Origin of the sequence: Bacillus sp. GbtcB10, from assembly GCF_019091365.1 — a bacterium.
GTDB classification, from domain to species: domain Bacteria; phylum Bacillota; class Bacilli; order Bacillales; family Bacillaceae; genus Bacillus; species Bacillus altitudinis.
Genome location: NZ_JAGXJP010000002.1, coordinates 663,964 through 683,958, shown reverse-complemented (window position 1 = coordinate 683,958; position 19,995 = coordinate 663,964). Strand labels below are relative to the sequence as shown.

Annotated in this window: 21 protein-coding genes and 1 pseudogene; 16 read left to right on the top strand and 6 right to left on the bottom strand. The window is 43.6% G+C overall.

The features are described 5' to 3' along the window. Both KVT11_RS21265 and KVT11_RS08855 read left to right on the top strand, forming a co-directional pair. Positions 1-834, top strand: a pseudogene (locus KVT11_RS21265) (hypothetical protein); the annotation flags it as partial. 227 nt (positions 835-1,061) lie between these two features. After that, complete coding sequence (locus KVT11_RS08855; RefSeq protein WP_098680507.1) at positions 1,062-2,138, top strand: chitobiase/beta-hexosaminidase C-terminal domain-containing protein; 1,077 nt, start codon at positions 1,062-1,064, stop codon at positions 2,136-2,138. Positions 2,139-2,183: 45 nt separating this feature from the next. Here the strand turns inward: KVT11_RS08855 and KVT11_RS08850 are convergent, their stop codons facing one another. Both KVT11_RS08850 and KVT11_RS08845 read right to left on the bottom strand, forming a co-directional pair. Further along, the gene (locus tag KVT11_RS08850; RefSeq protein WP_210552253.1) at positions 2,184-2,993 is read right to left on the bottom strand and encodes a bifunctional hydroxymethylpyrimidine kinase/phosphomethylpyrimidine kinase; all 810 of its coding nucleotides are present in this window, start codon (positions 2,991-2,993) and stop codon (positions 2,184-2,186) included. Between the two features lie 126 nt (positions 2,994-3,119). After that, complete coding sequence (locus tag KVT11_RS08845) at positions 3,120-3,425, bottom strand: general stress protein (protein ID WP_017368274.1); 306 nt, start codon at positions 3,423-3,425, stop codon at positions 3,120-3,122. Positions 3,426-3,552: 127 nt separating this feature from the next. Here KVT11_RS08845 and KVT11_RS08840 point away from each other — a divergent pair, with 127 nt between their 5' ends. Both KVT11_RS08840 and KVT11_RS08835 read left to right on the top strand, forming a co-directional pair. After that, positions 3,553-4,380, top strand: a complete 828-nt coding sequence (locus tag KVT11_RS08840) for a glycosyltransferase family 2 protein (protein WP_035702458.1) — start codon at positions 3,553-3,555, stop codon at positions 4,378-4,380. After that, the gene (locus tag KVT11_RS08835) at positions 4,377-5,063 is read left to right on the top strand and encodes a uracil-DNA glycosylase (protein ID WP_008343640.1); all 687 of its coding nucleotides are present in this window, start codon (positions 4,377-4,379) and stop codon (positions 5,061-5,063) included. Before KVT11_RS08840 ends, KVT11_RS08835 begins: the two co-directional genes overlap by 4 nt. A gap of 26 nt (positions 5,064-5,089) precedes the next feature. On the opposite strand, the gene KVT11_RS08830 is transcribed toward KVT11_RS08835, so the two are convergent. Then, positions 5,090-6,448 (bottom strand): aldehyde dehydrogenase, encoded by a 1,359-nt coding sequence (locus tag KVT11_RS08830; RefSeq protein ID WP_210552252.1) that lies wholly within the window; start codon positions 6,446-6,448, stop codon positions 5,090-5,092. Positions 6,449-6,620: 172 nt separating this feature from the next. On the opposite strand from KVT11_RS08830, the gene KVT11_RS08825 reads away from it, so the two are divergent. The 3 genes from KVT11_RS08825 (at position 6,621) to KVT11_RS08815 (ending at position 8,736) form a co-directional block, all read left to right on the top strand. Further along, positions 6,621-6,953: a YwdI family protein gene (locus tag KVT11_RS08825; protein WP_008343634.1), complete on the top strand. Its 333-nt coding sequence runs from the start codon at positions 6,621-6,623 to the stop codon at positions 6,951-6,953. Positions 6,954-6,986: 33 nt separating this feature from the next. Then, entirely contained in the window at positions 6,987-8,297 is a 1,311-nt protein-coding gene (locus tag KVT11_RS08820) for a purine/pyrimidine permease (protein WP_007497786.1), read from the top strand. Between the two features lie 67 nt (positions 8,298-8,364). Further along, positions 8,365-8,736, top strand: a complete 372-nt coding sequence (locus tag KVT11_RS08815) for a DUF423 domain-containing protein (protein ID WP_003215282.1) — start codon at positions 8,365-8,367, stop codon at positions 8,734-8,736. 42 nt (positions 8,737-8,778) lie between these two features. Here KVT11_RS08815 and KVT11_RS08810 read toward each other — a convergent pair whose 3' ends face one another. From KVT11_RS08810 to KVT11_RS08800, 3 genes are all read right to left on the bottom strand, one after another. Beyond that, complete coding sequence (locus KVT11_RS08810) at positions 8,779-9,396, bottom strand: cupin domain-containing protein (RefSeq protein WP_007497783.1); 618 nt, start codon at positions 9,394-9,396, stop codon at positions 8,779-8,781. A 131-nt stretch (positions 9,397-9,527) separates the two neighbouring features. Then, entirely contained in the window at positions 9,528-10,070 is a 543-nt protein-coding gene (gene gerQ, locus KVT11_RS08805; protein ID WP_007497781.1) for a spore coat protein GerQ, read from the bottom strand. Between the two features lie 223 nt (positions 10,071-10,293). Further along, positions 10,294-10,968, bottom strand: coding sequence for a YIP1 family protein (locus KVT11_RS08800; protein ID WP_017360120.1), 675 nt, complete (start codon positions 10,966-10,968; stop codon positions 10,294-10,296). Between the two features lie 175 nt (positions 10,969-11,143). Between KVT11_RS08800 and KVT11_RS08795 the strand changes: the two genes are divergently transcribed. The 9 genes from KVT11_RS08795 to rfbB are packed head-to-tail and all read left to right on the top strand — an operon-like array spanning position 11,144 to position 19,994. After that, a complete protein-coding gene (locus KVT11_RS08795) occupies positions 11,144-11,914 on the top strand; it encodes a glycosyltransferase family 2 protein (protein ID WP_017360119.1) in 771 nt (256 codons plus the stop codon). 6 nt (positions 11,915-11,920) lie between these two features. Further along, positions 11,921-13,333, top strand: coding sequence for a capsular polysaccharide export protein, LipB/KpsS family (locus KVT11_RS08790; protein WP_210552251.1), 1,413 nt, complete (start codon positions 11,921-11,923; stop codon positions 13,331-13,333). A 21-nt stretch (positions 13,334-13,354) separates the two neighbouring features. Then, a complete protein-coding gene (locus KVT11_RS08785; protein WP_074041784.1) occupies positions 13,355-14,533 on the top strand; it encodes a DegT/DnrJ/EryC1/StrS family aminotransferase in 1,179 nt (392 codons plus the stop codon). Next, positions 14,530-15,405 carry a GNAT family N-acetyltransferase gene (locus tag KVT11_RS08780; protein ID WP_210552250.1) on the top strand — a complete coding sequence of 292 codons (876 nt, stop codon included), beginning with the start codon at positions 14,530-14,532 and terminating at the stop codon, positions 15,403-15,405. Before KVT11_RS08785 ends, KVT11_RS08780 begins: the two co-directional genes overlap by 4 nt. Before the next feature lies 1 nt (position 15,406). Then, on the top strand, positions 15,407-16,534 hold the full coding sequence (locus tag KVT11_RS08775; protein ID WP_060832738.1) for an N-acetylneuraminate synthase family protein: 1,128 nt from the start codon (positions 15,407-15,409) through the stop codon (positions 16,532-16,534). After that, entirely contained in the window at positions 16,524-17,264 is a 741-nt protein-coding gene (locus KVT11_RS08770) for a cytidylyltransferase domain-containing protein (protein WP_048001140.1), read from the top strand. Before KVT11_RS08775 ends, KVT11_RS08770 begins: the two co-directional genes overlap by 11 nt. Beyond that, entirely contained in the window at positions 17,261-18,289 is a 1,029-nt protein-coding gene (locus KVT11_RS08765) for a glycosyltransferase (RefSeq protein ID WP_210552249.1), read from the top strand. Before KVT11_RS08770 ends, KVT11_RS08765 begins: the two co-directional genes overlap by 4 nt. Before the next feature lie 2 nt (positions 18,290-18,291). After that, positions 18,292-19,032, top strand: coding sequence for a sugar phosphate nucleotidyltransferase (locus tag KVT11_RS08760; protein ID WP_017360113.1), 741 nt, complete (start codon positions 18,292-18,294; stop codon positions 19,030-19,032). Then, a complete protein-coding gene (rfbB, locus tag KVT11_RS08755; RefSeq protein WP_081114238.1) occupies positions 19,029-19,994 on the top strand; it encodes a dTDP-glucose 4,6-dehydratase in 966 nt (321 codons plus the stop codon). The genes KVT11_RS08760 and rfbB overlap by 4 nt, the downstream gene beginning before the upstream one ends. Position 19,995: the final 1 nt, after the last annotated feature.

Genomic DNA, 19,995 nt, shown 5'->3' with positions numbered 1-19,995 from the left:
GGAGCAACCGGAGCGACAGGAGCCACAGGAGATACGGGCGCAACTGGAGCAACAGGAACAGGAGCGACCGGTGCTACAGGAGATACAGGAGCAACCGGAGCGACAGGAGCCACAGGAGATACGGGCGCAACTGGAGCAACAGGAACAGGAGCGACCGGTGCTACTGGAGATACGGGTGCTACAGGAGCAACAGGAACAGGAGCAACCGGTGCTACAGGAGATACAGGTACTACCGGAGCGACCGGCGCCACAGGAGATACGGGTGTTACAGGAGCCACGGGAGCCACAGGAGATACGGGTGCCACGGGAGCGACAGGAGCCACGGGAGCAACAGGAACAGGAGCAACCGGTGCTACAGGAGATACAGGTACTACCGGAGCGACCGGCGCCACAGGAGATACGGGTGCCACAGGAGCCACAGGAGTTACAATACTATTAGTAACTGCCGCTGCTTCTACTGTTAATACTGATACTCAAACTGTTGCTAATGATGGTAATTTCTCACTAGTAGGGACTCAATTCTTGAATAATGTAACTTTTACTGCACCAGATACTTTTACCATACAACAAAGTGGTAATTATGATATAAATGCAATTGTTTCTGCTGTCGCTGGGCAAGCTGGTCCTCTTGGAATTGATGTAGTAATCGATGGTATTACATCAATCGCTGGTGGTAGAGTTAGGGGAACCACAGCTGGTCAAGAAGTAACAGCTATCGGTTTTACAGGTGCAATTTTTGCAGGACAGACAATTCGATTAACGAATACTAGTGGGCAGGCTATTACAACAGATTATTTAAGACTTACGCTTAACAAAATCGGTGAAACTATTTGATTTAGCAACGATAGATAGTTGGGTAACTTTATACTTTGTGTATTGATAGAATTAGATTGACCCCTTCATGAATCTGGCTGAAACTCAGTCAGGTCTTTTTTATATCTACTTGTGAATTTTTTTATTTTAGTCAGATCATTCAGAAATTTAAATGAAAGCGTTGACATTTCTTTTGTCATGATACAAAATAAATAAAAATTCATCTGAGCATATACAGGAGGAACGATATGAACCATGCAACCAAGAAATGTCTGATCATCTTTATCATTGTGCTATTTTCTATGAGTTTTCTTCATCCTTCCGTTTCATCTGCCCGAACGCAACACACATCATTTTTTACACCTACTGCCTCCGTACCATCTGGTCAATATTATCGCTCACAAGAGGTGGCACTCCATTCCCAGGTGCCAAAAGCTTCTCTTTATTACACAACAGATGGCAGCCAGCCGACAACTCAAAGTCAGCGATATACAAAGCCTATTCATATCGATACCGATACGACTTTAAAAGTAAGCGTTTACAAAAATAGACATCGCTTAGCTACGTCTACATACAATTATCGTTTTGTCACGCGAGAGGACATTGCCTCATCATTTTTATCTTTTGAATATCAAGGAATGCCTTATCGGTTATACATTCCGAAAAATCATAAGAGGGGTAAAGCTTATCCTCTCGTCCTGTTCTTACATGGAGGAGGGGAGCGGGGGACTGATAATCAAAAGCAGTTACTTGCAAATGATGGTGCAGTTTTATGGGCTTCTCCTGAAGTTCAAAAGAAACATCCTGCATACGTACTAGCACCTCAGGCTCGAAATGCTGTGGATGGGGGTTTTGCTTTAACAAGAAACGCGCAAAATGAAATCGACCTGACAAATGTGTTTCAATTTTCACCAGATTTACACAAAGCGTATGAAGTGCTTCAGCATGTGTTAACTTCTTATAAGATTGATCAGAAAAGGATTTATGCGACTGGTTTATCTCAAGGCGGATTTGGCTCGTATCAGTTAAACATCACATATCCTCGTTTGTTTGCAGCGATGATTCCTATTGCGGGGGGTGCAGATCCAAGTAAGGCAGGAATTTTAGCGAACAAGCCAATATGGGCATTTCATGCAGAGGATGATTCCATTATTCCTATCAGTTATGCGAGAAATACAATTCAAGCGATTCAAAAAGCTGGTGGAAGACCGATTTATACCGAGTATGCAAGCAAGTATGGGTATGATCATGCATCATGGACGCCTGCTTATGAGACGCCAGGCTTAACAGATTGGTTATTTGCACAGAGACTCAGCTTACGATAAACAAAAAAACCGATTCACCCAAGCGGCGGATCGGTTTTTATTGTTTTATTTGTCCAAACGATGTGCGGAATGTTTCGTTGGTCCGATGTATTCGTTTAGTTGGAAAGAGCCTTTAATGGCAGCTGTGATGAATTCTTTTGCTGCATAAATGGCTTCTTTCACGTCTGCGCCGTTGGCTAGTTCAGCTGTGACTGCGGCTGAGAATGTGCAGCCTGCGCCGTGTGTGTATTCTGTGTCGATCTTATCTGTTTCAAGGCGTTCGAAGGTTTGTCCATCATAAAGCAAGTCAATCGCTTTATCTGGGCTTAGCTTACCGCCGCCAGTGATGACCACATATTTTGCACCAAGTTCATGGATGCGTTTTGCGGCTTCTTCCATTTGTTCCATCGTTTTGATTTCGCCAATGCCGCTTAATTGACCTGCTTCGAAAAGGTTAGGTGTGATAACTGTTGCTAGTGGTGTAAGCTTTTCGCGCAATGCTTCAGCATGCTCTGGGTAAAGGACTTCGTTCGCACCTTTACATACCATAACAGGATCAATGACGACATTTTTCAGCTCATTTGTTTTGATCGTTTCAGCTGCGAGTTCAATGACGTCAACTGTTGGTAGCATACCTGTTTTTAACGCATCTACACCGATGCCTTCCACGATCGTCGAGAGCTGCGCGCGGATGGTTGATGTATCGATTGGAAACACTTGATGATCCCAGTTGTTATGAGGATCCATTGCAACGACAACGGTTAAAGCTGTCATCCCGTAGACGTTTTTTTCTTGAAACGTTTTTAAATCTGCTTGGATACCTGCACCGCCGCTTGAATCCGAACCTGCAATGGTGAGTGCTTTATTCATAGACATAGTTGCTGAACCTCCAATGTGATGTGTAACAGTTACTGTTCTATCCCTTATTATAATCAGCTTTTCCATTTATCACAATGAAACGGCATAAAAAAGCGTTCCACTCTTCATGGAACGCCTCATTCTTTATCTTTTACAAATCACCAATTTCCCTTTTTTTAGCTCCTCTAAAAGCGTTAAGGCTAATTCTTGATCGGCACCGGTCGACATGATTTTGGCCATCAGTTCATCATCCCTGGTGCGAATGACATTGGCGATCTGATCTAAAATCCCTTGATCGACAGCTGTCATGCTCTTTGCTTCCGTGTACTCAGTAACGGTATCAGAGCGTTCGGGGTCATACGCAAACACAAACACATCGTCCTTTGCTGATTGTATCTGTTCGATCGTCTGTTTGGCTTCTTTACTATTCTCAACTGTGAAAAATTCCATCATCATCACTCCTTTTCATCAAAAATTCCCATTTTCTCGATCGATCAAACCGTCTTTTATATCATGAGAAGAAAGCCGATTTATGTTTTAATGAAAAAGACGAATCTATTAAAGGAGTTAGACCGATATGAAGATTTCTTTACTAATTGTGACACATAACCGGCTGAGCGCATTGTGTGAACTGCTTGAATCCATCTCGAGACAAAGTGTACAGCCTTTTGAAATTGTGGTCGTAAATGATGCAGGAGAGCGAGTGGACGTGATTCAGGAACTCTATCCAGAGCTGCCAATCCGCTTGATTCATTTAGATGAGAATGTCCAGCATGTGAACGCAAGAAATGTTGGCGTGCGGGAGCTGACAGGTGACGTCATTATGCTGAGTGATGACGATGATTATTTTACACCTTGTCATATTGAACGTATGAGCAAGGCGTTGGAAGACGCTGATTTTGTCTTTTCGGATGCGGAAATTGTTTCGTTTGAAGAACGAGGTGCGACTCGTTTTCCAGTATCAAGACGTTTGTTTGCTTATACAGCGGACATTGAGGACATGCGTGTTTTTTCTACATACGTTCCTTCTGGCAGTATGTACAAACGCCGCATACATGATGAGATCGGCTATTTTGATCCAGCGATGCATCACTACTGGGACTGGGACTTTTTCCTGCGTGTTACGCAGCATGCACGAGCCAAACGAGTGCCAGCTGCCAGTGTGATTTATGCGTTCTTTGATGGTGGGGGCAATCAGTCGAGTGATCTTGGTGAAACAAGGAAGAACTACTTAGATGACCTGAGTGAAAAGCATGGGCTCGGTGATTTGCCGACAGCGAATTTTGCTGTCCTATTAGAAGAACCTGCGATGAAAAATCGAGAATCAGAGAGTGAGATTGTATGGGATGGAAAACCGATGATCTCAAGATTGGCACAGCAGACAGAAGGAGGACAACCGCAATGAAGCCATTTTTAAATGATAGCTGGTGGGCTGTGATGAAAAGTGAATTTGAACAGCCGTATTATCAGGAATTACGTGAGTGGGTAAAGGAAGAATATCATACGCAGATCGTGTTTCCAAAGCCAGATGACATTTATCGTGCCCTCCATTTGACGTCGTATGAAGATGTGAAGGTCGTGATTTTGGGACAAGACCCTTATCATGGCCCAGGACAGGCACACGGATTAAGCTTTTCTGTTCAGCCTGGTGTCAAACATCCTCCATCTTTGAGAAATATTTTTCAGGAGCTAAAGGATGACCTCGGCTGTCCGGTCCCTAACCATGGCTCGCTTGTCAGCTGGGCAGAGCAGGGTGTCTTGCTGTTAAACACCGTGCTCACTGTAAGAAAAGGAGAAGCGAACTCGCATAAAGGCAAAGGCTGGGAACGTGTGACAGACCGCGTCATCGACGTCCTGAATGACCGAGATCAGCCAGTCGTTTTTGTGCTTTGGGGCAGACATGCGCAAAATAAAAAAGAACGCATTGATCAAAGCAAGCATTACATCATTGAGTCACCTCATCCAAGTCCTTTTTCCGCAAGAAACGGCTTTTTTGGCAGTCGTCCGTTCTCAAAAGTAAACGCCTATTTAAAGCAAATGGGGATCGATGAAATCAACTGGTGTATCAAGGACATCGAATCAAAATAGGACGAGGGAAAATCCCTTCGTCCTGTTTATTTTAAAAATTTACGGACAATGTCGAGTCCGTTTTTCGCATTTGGATAGCGGAAAGAAAAATCAAAGCGATTGGTCTGGCGCAGGACGCTTTTTTCATGCGTAAAGGTGAAAAAGCTTTCCTTTCCATGATATCGTCCGATACCACTTTCACCAACGCCGCCAAATGGTAAGTATGGAGTGGCGACATGCATCAGCGTATCATTGATGCAGCCTCCGCCAAATGAGAGGTTGTCAAGAATATAAGCTTCTGTTTCTTTATTTGTTGTAAATAAGTAAAGAGCGAGCGGCTTCGGTCTTGCCTTAATCATGTCAGCTGCCTCTTGAAGAGAGTCAAATGAGATGACAGGCAAAATAGGTCCGAAAATTTCCTCCTGCATCACAGGGTCTTCCCATGTAATGTGATCTAGAATGGTCGGTGCGATTTTGAGCTCTTGTTCATTGCGCTGTCCACCTGTCACAATCGTGCCATTAGAGAGAAATTGTGAAAGTCGATCAAAATGACGCTGGCTGACATTTTTTCCGAAATGCGGATTTGTTTCAGGCTGGTCCCCGTAAAAGTCTCGGATACAGGTCGTCATTTCACGCAATAGGTCCTCTTTGATCGATTCATGAACAAGTAAATAGTCTGGTGCAATACATGTTTGACCAGCATTCGTGAATTTACCAAAGGTGATTCGCTTCGCAGCGAGCTTGATGTCTGCATCAGGTATGACAATGCATGGACTTTTTCCGCCGAGCTCAAGTGTGACAGGTGTGAGATGTTTTGCGGCCGCTTCCATGACGACTTTGCCGACGGCTACACTCCCAGTAAAGAAAATATAATCAAAAGGTAGTTTCAGAAGCTCTGTGCTGACATCCACACCGCCTTCAACGACCGCTGCAAGATCTTCTTGAAACACGCTTTCCACAATCGTGCCAATCACGTTTGAGACGTGCGGCGTTAATTCTGACGGTTTTAAAGTAACGGCATTTCCCGCAGAAATGGCTCCAACTAATGGCGAGAGGGCCAATTGGAAAGGATAGTTCCAAGGGGCAATAATCAGAACACTTCCGTACGGTTCCTTAATGATCATACTTTTTGATCCGATATGGGTCAGAGGTGTTTTCGCGCGAGATGGTTTGGCCCATTTGTGAAGATATTTGACGGTATGATTGATCTCTTCATATACCATGCCAATTTCTGTTGTATAGGCTTCCTGTTCGGATTTATGTAAATCATGGGCTAAGGCTTGTAATATGTCCTTTTCATGATGTTTAATGGCTTTTTTTAAATCGTTAAGAAGACGGATTCGATCTTGAACCGCTGGTGTTTGCACGTTTTTTTGTTTGTGAATGAGTTCAGTGAGTTTGCTCATCTTTCAGTCCTTTCAAAGACGATATTGTTTCTTTTTTATTATGTGTGAATCTTGGGTAAGGGTCAAATCAGATGAACAGAAGCACACAGCTTTGAAAAAATGAGCCCATTCGGTTTGTTCATTTGGTAAAATAATGTTGGAAAACGAATTTTTTAGATTGGAGGGTCTACCCTTGAATATTCATATATCAAGTCTGCTTCAAAAAATGGAGGAAGCCATTCAAAAAGCAAAACAAAGTGGAAATGATGAAGAGGTGAAACGTCAAGCGGCGGTCATTTCTTCACTATGTGATGTCATTCTCGACACATCATCACAGGTGCAAATGCCGCAGTCTTCGGTTATTTCACCACCTCCATCTATACAGACACCATCTGCACCGGCTGTGTCTACGGATCAAGCCATGCTAGAGAAATTGATGGGCACTAGCGGTGCAAAGAAATTTCAGCATAAAGAAGAGGGTCAACAAGAGAAAGATGGCAACGGTGACTCTATTTTTGATTTTTAATGGTCTTGTCACGACAAAGGGAAGGTGATCGGGTTGAAACTATTTTTGGGCGCCATTCAGTGGATGGCATTTTTTATCGCAGCTTCTATTGCTGTGCCGATTGCGATTGCACAAGCATTTGAATTAAATCAAGTGCAGTCGGCGGAACTGATTCAGAGTACATTCTTTTCACTTGGACTTGTGGCGATGGTGCAGTGTTTATGCGGTCATATGCTGCCGATCAATGAAAGTCCAGCAGGGCTGTGGTGGGGGGTATATACCCTTTATGCAGGCATGACAGGGACGATTTTTGCTACATATCCTGAAACCTTGCAAGCGTTACAAGGGGCGTTAATTTTTAGTGCTGCGTTCTTTTTTATTTTTAGTCTTTTTAAAATCATTAATTGGCTTGCGTCTTTATTTACGCCGGTTGTCACAGGTATTTATTTGCTGCTGCTTGTTGTGCAGTTAAGTCAGCCAATCATGAAAGGGCTGATGGGGATCGGCTATCGGGGAAATCAGGTAGATGGGCTTGTCTTTTGTCTATCGATCTTGATTATTGTCATCACCTTCATGATCAGCCGCTCAAAATGGCATTATTTAAGACAGTTTTCTGTGTTATTTGCACTTGCAGGCGGCTGGCTGTTATTTGCTTTACTCGGACTAGCGAAGCCTGTTCGCATTCCTGAGCAGATCATTGAGTTTCCAAAACTGTTTCCGTTTGGCATGCCGGTCTTTGACAGTGGACTGCTTGTCACGTCCTTTTTTATTACGATCTTACTCATTGTGAATATGTTGGCAAGTATTCGAATTGTGGAAAGTTCCGTCAAGGCATTTGGTGAACTGCGTGAGCGGAAACGAGCCAGACCGGCTGGTTTTGTCGCCGCATTTGGTCATTTGCTGAGCGGACTGATTGGTGCGATTGCGCCTGTTCCTATTTCAGGGGCAGCGGGTTTTATACAAACAACCAAAATTCCATCGAGAAAGCCATTTTTCCTTGGCAGTCTGCTCATTGTCCTCATTAGTTTATTTCCATTATTGATGAGCTTTTTCTCTGCATTGCCTTCACCTGTGGGGCTGGCTGTGAACTTTGTGGTGTTCTCTTCTATGATTGGGATTGCTATGTCTGAATTCGATCAGTATGAAAAAGAAGACATCCCGCGCATTCGATTTGTGCTTGGCATCGCTGTTTTAGCAGGCGTGGGCGCAATGTTTGTGCCGCAGGGGGCATTGAAAGGCATGCATCCTGTGCTGATTTCTTTATTGAGCAATGGTCTTGTGCTTGGCACGCTGATTGCAATTGTGGTCGATCAAGTGCTGCTGCGAAAGAAGAAGAAATCCGACAATCTCGTGTCAGCATCATAGGAAAGTTGAATGTTGGATAAGACCCGCGCTATGATAAACATAATTGACGAGATAAGGAGAATGACGAATGAAACTATTTTTCATATTAGGTGCCATTAACGCCATGCTTGCGGTTGGTCTTGGAGCCTTCGGTGCACATGGACTGGAAGGGAAAATTCCTGAAAAGTATATTGAGATATGGAATAAAGGGGTTCAATATCAGATGTTCCATGCCATTGGCCTGTTTATTGTCGCCTTTCTGGCAGATAAGCTGTCAGGTGTTTCCCTAGTGCCGACCGCTGGCTGGGTGATGCTGGCAGGCATTCTTTTCTTCTCAGGAAGCCTTTATGTGCTTGCCTTGACTCAGGTGAAGATATTAGGTGCCATTACACCAATTGGCGGAGTGGCATTTATCGCTTCTTGGATCATGCTAGTGATTGCAGCAGCAAAAAATTTATAAGCTAGGAAAACCGATGCTCTCATAGGGGCATCGGTTTTTTTCTTAACTCCAATAAGGAGAATAGTTCGGAGGTGCTTGATAATAAGGTACATAGTGGGAAGGGGGGACAGGGTGAGTTTGTGCCTCTTCCTCCCGGTGGCAGAAAGGTCCGATAAACACACCAGGCTTCACAGGCTGCGTCGCCTGTTTCCACTGCGTTTCGTTCATGCAATAAGTATGTGCCATGATGTGAGAAGGCGTGAGGGTTAGAAGGTCTGAACCTAAGATGACTTCTGGTGTCGATGCGTTAAAAATGGCTAACAAATGGGTTTTGTCCTGTAAGGCGACTTCGTAATGCCACCAGCCTTGTGGCACATTGGCTACCTGCCCGGGGGTAATGGTGTAGGTGGACAGCTTTTTTGTAAAAGGGTTCAGCATGGATACAGCAGCAGAGCCGGCGATACAATAAACAAGCTCGGCAGCATTTTGATGATAATGAGGCTCTACTACTTTGCTTTTACTCAAATATATATCCAGCAGAGATACTTGATCGAGCGAATTTAATTGTTTTTTTCCTAAAACATTAATCAGGTTGTGTTGGTCATATTTCACAAGGGGGCTTTGATTCAAATCAAATGAATATTTGACATTCGGCGATGTATAATCCAGCTCAACAGTCATTGATGTCACCTCTAGGCGTTTAATAAAAACTACTAGGCATCTTATGAGCCTTCCCCCGAAGGTGTGTCAAAAACCTAGACAAAAGAAAAAAGCAAGGGCGTCTGCACCTTGCTGTTGATATGAACTTGAGGTTATCTCGGAGAATACGTAGACATCGAGTATGGATAGTCATATTGAATTTCCCCATCAAACGTAATGTAATCAAGATAGATCGTTAACAATAAGTATCGTGTCCCTGTTTTGTTATCACTGATGATAATGTGATCACGTCCTGCGGCCTCAATGACTCCTCTAAAAATCTTAGAGTTCCATTCTTTACTTGCCTCAAACGTCATATAGATCGTGGCTACTTTGCCGCGGTTTAATCGTAAAATATTTTCAATATAGGACTGCTCAAGCGGCAGCTGACCGGTGACATTCTGCTGATAAATCGGTCCAGAAGGAATTTGATAGGGCTGCCCGCCACTTTGCCCACCTTGGCCTCCTTGTGAAGTACCAGTAGACGGCATTGGCGAATACCCCTGCTGCATTTGACCTTGCATTTGACCCTGCGTTTGGGGAGGGACTGAATAACCCATCTGCTGCGCAGGATACGGATTTGCTCCATATTGTTGCTGGCGAAAATCTTGACCTTCGAAACCCGAACCTTGCCCAAATTGATTTTTCAATTTCATAACGTTCCTCCTCTTTCCTCATGGTGTTCTAAACAGAAGGCAGAAAAGCGCCTGTTGTTTCCATAGCATTCTTTTTCTCTTTCACACTATGAGACAGGAAGAGAGAATATGTACATTGAACGAAAAAAAGGAACTGCTTTGTGCAGTTCCTCAGTATTCCGACAAACCCCATATTCGTACTGCCTAGATTGCAAAGGTTTCCAACAATTTAAGGAATGCCTGTTTACATCAACCAATTCATAGCCCGCTGCACGTCATAGAGAAGGGTCATGATGAGAAAAAATAAGGCGATCGGTGTGATGGCAATGATAAAGGCCTGCCATATTCTCAGCTTCATCACAGCAACAAGGCCTAAAACAGCCATCCCAAATATCCATGCTTTGGTATACGCATCAACCAGTGGTAAAACGCTGAGATAATACCATACTTCATAGTGCTGGTCTAAATAGGGTGAGATTTTCACAAATGTATACGGACCAAGCAACCCCACAGTAAAAATCCAAGTAAGAGCAAATAAGGTGGAAGGGAAAATGACCGTCAGTGTGCAAGCTTTGAGCACATCTCGATACGGCGCTTTACTGCCAAAAAACAGTCGTCCTAACCACTGTAAAATGAATGAACCGAAAAATAGAAGAAAATTGCCTACTAAAATACCAAAACCTGCTCCGTGTAACAGAATAAAAGGATATGGAATATGATTGCCCATATACTCACTAAAATACCCTTCGTACATCCAGCTTGTACCAGCGATACTTGCAAGGAGTATCATCAGCCACATGGGAATAGAGGTATGTTCATATGAGCGAATAATCGTTTTTGTCGCGACAAAAATTTTAAAGAATCGAAAAAAACCTTTTGCTTCCTCTTCTTGGGAGAGATCACTCTTCATATACTCCAATGTTCTTTACTCCTTTAATACACATAAATGATTACTTATATTACCAAAATTTTTACGTTTTTCAAAGATAGATCATGAAAAAAATCCAATTTTATAAAAAATAGGTCACTCTACAGTCTCTTTAAGAGGAGACACATATGATAACCATAGTTTAAAAGAGACCGAGGTGAAAACATTGACGAAAGTAACGGTCATTATGACGAGCTACAACAAAGCGGCCTACGTTGGCAGATCAATTGAAGCGGTGCTGCAGCAGACCTTGTCAGACCTTGAACTTTTTATCATGGATGATGGATCAAACGAACAAACTCTTGCTGCTATTGAGCCTTTCCGTAAAGATCCACGCGTCCATTTTATCCAAAGCGGGGTGAAAACGCTGGAGGAAAGAACGGCGAAAACACGCTATGCCGTCCTCATTAATCAAGCATTAGAACAGGCAAAGGGCGAGTATATTTCCTATGCCACAGATGACAATGTCTATGCACCAGACCGTTTAGAGAAGCTCACGAAATATTTAGATGCTCGTCCGAATGAAGAAATTGTCTATTCTAGTTCAAAAGTTATCTATTTAAATAGCGAAAAAGAGCCAGTAAAGGAAACGATTCGACCTGCGCAAACGGTGCAGTGGAATGCACCTTGTGCCATTGATCACTGCTCGGTTGTACATCGTGCATCCATTTTAACAAAGATTCGTGCTGAGTTTGGATCCTACTGGGACGAGAGTCCGCATTTTTATCGAATAGGAGATGCCCGGTTCTTTTTTAGATTAAATCACTTTTATCCGTTCTACCCTTTTGATGAGGTATTGGATACAAACTACATCACAGAACAGTCTATTCATTATCAGTTGGCAGAAGAAGAGAAAAGCGATTTTATTCAAGCACTTCCTCCGCAGTCTACCTGCAGGGAGCTCCGCCATATATTAAAACAAAGACATGGGAGGTGACCTTAAGTGTCGCATTATATTCATCATTATTGGCAAGTGTACTTTGAGTATGTGAATCTGATGAAAGACTTATCCTATCGCCACATACCCCTTGGGTTAATCAGTAATTTTTATCAATACATCAGTCCTGAAGTGAGGGAACGTATGGAAGATGAAGCGTTTGGTGAAGAGCTGACAACGACTTGTCCAAAGCCGCAAGACATTCAGCCCTTTTTTGATCAGCATAAACAGCAGATCAAGCGTACCCCTTATCGTCCGAGTCATGGAAAGGTGCTTCTTCACTTTGAACACTTGCGTTTTACTGAACAAAATTACACGCGGTTTCATCCGAACCAAACAGTGGTGCTCGCGCGCTGGAAGAAGGCTGATTATTTCGGGTTACCGGTGATCAGCAAGCCGGAATTAGCCGGAGAGGTTAATAAAGAAGCCCATGTTGAATATATTGAAAAAGCAAATGCTCTATTGAAACCTTACGCCCAGCATCCTGTCTTTGGCAATGTCTTTTTTAGAGAAAAGCTTCAGAAGGACATTGTGCAATTTATTGATGTGATTGACCAAATAGAAACGCTATTTGAGATGCAGCCTATTGCAGCTGTTGTTGTTGGTACGACGGAGGATGCTTATAGCCGTGTGCTCGCCTTGCAAACCGTGAAGCGTCATCTCACAAGTATTTGTCTTCAGCACGGTGCGCTCATGGGAGACGAAGCCTTTTTGCCGATTTTCACCACCTGCCACGGAGTGTTTGGAAAATATGAAAAGGACTGGTATGTAGATAAAGGCTGTCAGCCTGAGCAGGTGGAGATCACAGGTCACCCGAGATTTGATTTGGTGCAGGAGCGAACACCGCTTCAACAGGAAGTGGTCTTTCGTAAATTGAACTTCAACCCTGCCCAAAAGACTGTGCTTGTGGCAACACAGCCGTTTTCAGAAGCCTTTTACGGTGATGTTCTTAAAACGATTGCAAAACGGAAAGACATTCAGCTGATTATGAAGCCGCACCCGTGGGAAATCGCTCGAAATCGTTTAAATGACTATACAGCGATTGAGCGCGCGGGGAACCATGTGAGATTAATTAAAAAAGAGATCGACTTGTATGACCTCCTGCCGTATATGGATATGGTCATTACGCTCACATCAACAGTTGGTCTGGAAGCAATGCTCTTTAAAAAGAGTGTACTGATTGGAAAAATGACAGAAGGCAGAAGATACCCTTATTACGAGTCGCTTGGCAGCTGCCACATGGAAAACCCTATTGAGCTGGCCGAGAAAGCGATCCGTATTTTATCGGATGAACAAGAAATGAAGCTGGCGAAACAGCAAGGGGCTCGTTTCATTCAAGAACATTATCCGCATGCACAATCGACCGATGTTCTGCTTTCTCTGCTCAAAACAAAAACAGGCGTGGATTTTCAGAGATGAAGATAGGGGTGTGCAAGCGATATGGGACAAAAGAGAGCACAATTTCTTCCTTATGCACTGCCTTTTATTGAACAGGAAGAAATTGATGAAGTCATTGGAACATTAAAGTCTGGCTGGTTGTCCACCGGACCAAAAGTTAGACAGTTTGAAGAAGAGTTTAGGCAGCTGACTGGAGCGAAGCACGCGATAGCAGTTAATTCATGTACAGCTGCTCTATTTTTAGCGTTAAAGGCAAGAGGTATTGGAGCTGGTGATGAGGTCATCACAACGCCTCTGACGTTCTGCGCAACAGCCAATACGATCATCCATACGGGGGCAGCCCCTATTTTCGTGGATATTGATCCGGCAACACTCAATCTAGATGCGAAGAAATTAGAAGCGGCCATTACACCACATACAAAAGCGGTTGTCCCTGTACATTTTGCTGGTCAATCGTGTGATATGGACCGAATTTTAGCGATTGCCAAAAAGTATGATTTGTTCGTGCTGGAGGATGCCGCTCATGCCCTTTATACGACCTATCACGATCAACCGATTGGATCAATTGGTGATGCGACCGCTTTTAGCTTCTATGCAACGAAAAACATAGCGACTGGTGAAGGCGGCATGCTGACGACAAATGATGATGCACTTGCGGCTAGAATCAGAAGGCTGGCGCTTCACGGGATGAGCAAGGGAGCGTGGAATCGTTATGGAGAAAAGGGAACATGGTATTACGAGGTCGAGGAACCGGGCTATAAAATGAACATGTTTGACGTGCAAGCATCGTTAGGGCTCGTTCAGCTAAGCCGGTTGAAGGAGATGCAGACACGCAGAGAACAGATTGCGAAGACATACAATCAGGCATTTCAACATGAAGCTGGTCTCATCTTACCGCCTGTACATGATGAGGGAAGACATGCGTGGCATTTATATGTGCTACAAGTTGATCCAAAAGAAGCACTGATCACACGCGATGACATGATTGATCAGCTGCAAAAGGAATATAAAATCGGCACGAGTGTTCATTTTATTCCCGTTCACTTGCATCCATATTATGAGAAGACCTACAACTATTCACCAGAGGATTTCCCTGAGGCACTCACTTATTACAAACGAACGCTCTCGCTTCCGCTCTATCCAAGTATGACAGATGAAGATGTGCAGGATGTCATCACCGCAGTCGTGTCAATTTTAAAAGACAAGAGGGCCTCTTCATGAAAGTCGTTCATGCAATAGACGATCAGGTGCTGACAGCTTGGCTGAAAACATATGATCATGAAGCGGAACGCATGGCAGGATTCAAGCAGTTTGCTCTTGTCAGCGGCGCTAAGCTCAAAGCAGTGCTGTTATACGAATGGTCCAAATGGGAGAGCGGCATTTTTGACAAGCATATTTTTCATGTGAAGTTTGTGGAAGCTGAATCAGCGCTGCTCTTTAAAGAATTGATGGAGAGATTCATCAATTGGATGAGAACAGAAAAATGTGATTTTTTCTTTTTACGTCTTGAGGCGGCTGATCTTGAAAAAAACCGCATTGTTCAAAAACTATCCCATGTGTATTATGTCGGTGGTCTCACTAGGCTTGAGGCACCGCCAGCCCTCATGGAGATGCCATTATCAGATCAAGATGTGGTGATGGGTGTGCCAGATGAAAAGGATTACGATGAGGCGGTCTTACTAGGTGATCAGGCTTTTGTGAAAAGCCGTTATGCCCTTGACCCATATTTAGACCAGCGTGTTGTTCAGCATTTTTATCAGGAATGGATGAGAAACAACCTACTTGGACGCGCAGATATTAACCTCGTTGCCAAGGTGAATGATGAAGTGGTTGGTTTGATTCAAGGTATGACAAAGGGTCATGAGATGAGGCTTGAGCTTTTTGCGATTAGACCGGATGTTCAAGGAAAAGGGATCGGAAAAAAGCTGTTTATTGAGATGATGAAAGTGTCTCATGACAGAGGGCATCACTTCATTTCTGCGGGGACACAGCTTCATAATACGACAGCCATCCAGCTGTACGAAAAGATGGGATTTAGGACAACAAATGCCTTTTTGTATTACCATGTGTGGCCGAAAAAAGGAGAGAGGTAAGATGGCGCATTTCTATATCGGAGATCGCAAAGTGGGAGATGGTGCGCCTGTCTTTATCATTGCAGAGGCAGGCATTAACCATGATGGAAAGCTGGATCAGGCACTTGCTTTAATTGATGTGGCAAAAGAAGCAGGGGCTGATGCGGTGAAATTTCAAATGTTTCAAGCGGATCGGATGTATCAAAAGGAACCGGGGTTATACGAAACGGCCAAAGGAGAAGAAGTGTCTATTTTTTCTTTAGTGGAACAAATGGAGCTTCCGCCAGAATGGCTGCCTGTCTTATTGACACGTTGTAAGGAAAAAGGACTGATGTTTTTAAGCACCGTGTGTGACGAAGAATCGGCTGATTTATTGAATCAAACGAATCCGCCTGCTTTTAAACTGGCATCCTATGAAATCAACCATTTGCCTCTTTTGCGTCATACGGCTTCTTTTCAAAAGCCGATCATTTTTTCAACAGCTGGGGCCACCATTGCAGATGTTCATGAAGCATACGAAACGATTACGAGCCAGCAAAATAAGCAAGTCGCCATCATGCATTGTGTGGCAAAGTATCCAGCGCCTAGAGCATTTACGAACCTGCGGGTGATTCAAACCTTAAGATCCGCTTTCCCTGAAGCAGTCATTGGCTTTTCAGATCATAGTGAACACCCGACGGAAGCGCCAGTAGCCGCTGTGAAGCTCGGTGCAGCAATGATTGAAAAACATTTTACAATAGATAAAACATTACCCGGAGCGGATCATTCCTTTGCTCTTGATCCTGAAGAATTAAAGGAAATGGTTCAGCACATTCGAGCGGCAGAAAAGCAGCGGAATCAAGCAGAAATAGACGTTCATTCATTACCAGAGGAGCTTCTTGGCAGTTCTTATAAAACAACAACAGCCATTGAAGGGCAGATTCGAGAATTTGCGTATCGAGGAATTTTTACGACAAAAGGCATTGCAAAGGGCGAGACCCTCACGTCAGAAAATGTAGCCGTGCTGCGCCCTGGACAAAAGAATCAGGGATTGCATCCGCGATATATGCCGATTTTACTTGGCACAAAGGCTGTGAGAGACATCCCAGCTCATACAGGCGTTTCGTGGAAAGACGTACTGACGCAGCAGGAGTCTCATGATGATGCATGATGTGCTTTTTGTCATTCAGGCTAGGATGGGGTCAACAAGACTGCCCAAAAAAGTGATGAAACCGATCGGCGGCATGGCGCTGATTGATTTGATTGTGGAGCGGGTGAAGCAATCAGATGATTACCATCACAAAATGCAAAACCTTATGATTGCCACAACGGTCGAGCCAGAGGATGACTATTTGGCTCAATATTGTATGTCAAAGGGCTATAAGGTGTTTCGAGGCAGTGAGGCAGATGTGCTTGAGCGGTTTGCGCAGATTGTCCGCCAATTTGAACCTAAAACGGTTGTACGTTTAACGGGAGACAATCCATTTATAGATCCTTCGCTTTTGTCGAAAATGCTTGAAAAACATAGACAGGAAAAGGCTGATTACACATATACGAACGGAACACCACTCGGTATTTCCGGGGAAATGATTGAAGCATCTATTTTATGTGAAATCGACAAATTTCCCCTCACTTATTCAGAACGTGAGCATGTCACGCTGTATATCAGAAAGCATCCCGAGCAATTTTCCCTTCAATTATTCACACCGCCCAAAGAACTTGCATATCCTGCTTATCGATTCACGATTGATACAGAAGAAGATTATGTGTTTGCTACCCGTTTACTAGAGAAAGCTGGTGGTTCTATTGCTGTGCCGACAGCTGAGCTCATTTCCATCTGTGAACAACATCCAGACATTGTTCGTTTGAATCAATCTGTGAGACAGAAGGATGCTGAATGAACAAAAAAATCATGATTGTTGTTTATGGTGGTTTTTTAAGAGGAATGGGGCATGTCGTCAGAATGAAACGTTTGGCAAAAGAACTGCTTCAGGAAGGGAACGACTTATATTTCTATACAAATGATCAGATTTGTGTAGAAATACTTTCGCACCCAGAGTGGTACGTTCACATGGTGCATGAGTCTAATGCGCTTCTCCAGGTCCAACAAGACATCAAAAAGCTAAAGCCTGACCTTTTAGTCATAGATGTCCTTGATTGTGATCTTCAGTTTCTTCAAATGATCAAAGACTCCTGCGATAGTGCGAGGCTGGTCTTATTTGAGGAAAAAAGAGAGGAAGCCTGTCAGCTTGCAGACACGGTCATAAACGGCATTTATGGCGGTCTGGACGGGAAGCACGAGCAGCTTAATGGCACGGCTTATTATCATGGAACGCCCTATTTATTGTTAGATCACGAGTTTAAACGATTCAAAGACACATATGAGGTTCGGAAAGAATGTAAAAAGGTGGTCATCAGTCTTGGCGGTAGTGATCCGTGCGGCCTGTTATCAAAGGCTGTATCGGCGCTTCTTCAAACAAATCACCTAGACATTTTAGCGGTCGCAGGAAAAGCCTCTCACATCAAAGAGCAAGTAGAGGCGGAACATATCCAATTCATTCAACATACAGATCAACTACCGGTTCTTTTATCAGAAGCTGATGTGGCTATCGTAGCAGGCGGTATGACGTTATATGAGGTAATTTGTATCGGGGTGCCCAGCATTGTCCTATCGCAAGTAGACCACCAAGCAGTGACAGCGAGCATGTTTGCGCAAAAGGGCGCTTGTTTTCACCTTGGATTAGGTGACCTTGTGGAAGAAAAAGACCTGTTGCAAGCTGTTCAAAAACTGTCTGACAGCTATTTTCTCCGCAGAAGCATTCATCTTAATGGACGTTCACTCATTGATGGAAAAGGAATCGAACGAGTGAAAAACATTCTTATACACCTCATGAATTCACACCAAAAAGAACATAAGGATGTGTAGATGTGAAGGGAGTTATTTTAGCAGGAGGAAAGGGATCACGGCTGGCACCATTAACGAAGATTTTCAACAAACACTTGCTGCCAGTTGGTCCATACCCGATGATTTATTGGTCATTATTCAAACTGAAAGAAGCAGGAATTGTAGATGTGATGCTGATTTCACAGGAAGAACAAATTCCGCTGTTTCAAAAGTTACTGGAAGATGATCGTGAACTTGGGATGAACATTGTGTATCAAGTACAGCCAGAAGCGTCTGGTATTTCCGATGGTTTATCCTATGCAAAGTCCTTTGCTCAAGGGGAAAAATTTGTGCTGATGCTTGGTGATAATGTATTTGAAGATTCATTACGCCCTTTTGTCGACGCCTTTAGGCAACAAGAAAGCGGAGCCAAGGTTTTATTGAAAGAGGTGGCAGATCCAAAACGGTTTGGCATTGCAGAAATTGATCCTGCTCATCACCGAATTTTATCAATTGAAGAAAAGCCAGAGCATCCGACGTCATCTTACTGCGTCACGGGCATCTATTTTTATGATCAAGACGTCTTTCAATATATCGAGGAAATCTCGCCGTCAGATCGAGGTGAACTAGAGATTACTGATGTGAATAATCTCTACATCTCAAATAGCCAGCTGACCTATGATATGTTAAAAGGGTGGTGGATTGATGCAGGAACTCATGAATCTCTCCACGAAGCATCAACAAAAATGTTTGAAACGATGAAGGAAAAAGAGGGATACGAATGACGAAGTCTTATTTAATTACAGGTGGAGCAGGGTTTATTGGACTGAATTTTGTGAAGCTGCTGCTTCAAGAATCCGATGTCCGGCTGACCGTATTTGATAAATTAACATATGCCAGTCATCCAGAGGAGATGGAATATTTATCAAAGCTGCCTCATGTCCGTTTTGTCCAAGGAGATATCACGCTACAAGACGAACTAGATCAAGTATTTGATGAAGCCTATGATGCCATCATTCATTTCGCAGCAGAATCACATGTCGATCGCAGTATTGAGTCAGCAGAACCCTTTATCCAAACAAATGTCCTTGGTACCTATCGTATGCTTGAAGCGGTCTTAAAGGGAAAGGCGAATAAACTCATTCATATTTCCACAGATGAAGTATATGGAGATTTGGAGCCGGATGATCCTGCTTTCACAGAACAAACACCACTCTCACCGAATAATCCTTATTCAGCAAGCAAGGCAAGTTCAGACCTGCTTGTGAAATCTTATATCCACACCCACCAATTACCCGCCATGATCACAAGATGCAGCAACAACTACGGACCTTATCAGCATGAAGAAAAATTAATCCCAACCATTATTAGAAAAGCGGTCAATGGTGAAAAGATTCCGATTTACGGAGACGGCCAGCAGATTCGCGATTGGCTCTATGTAGAGGATCATGCGAGAGCCGTAAAACAAGTAGTAGAAAACGGAACAGCCGGTCAGGTGTACAATATTGGCGGAGGCAACGAGAAAACAAATCTTGATTTAACCAAAACCATTCTCACACATCTAGGCATCTCTCATGACCAAATCGAGTTTATTCAAGACCGGAAAGGGCATGACAGGCGGTATGCCATTGATGCCAGTAAGCTAAAAGAAGAGCTCGGCTGGATGCAGGCAACTTCATTCGAAAAAGGTATCGAAAAAACGATCGATTGGTATCGTGCCAAATATGATCAAAGTGAAGAAGGGTGAC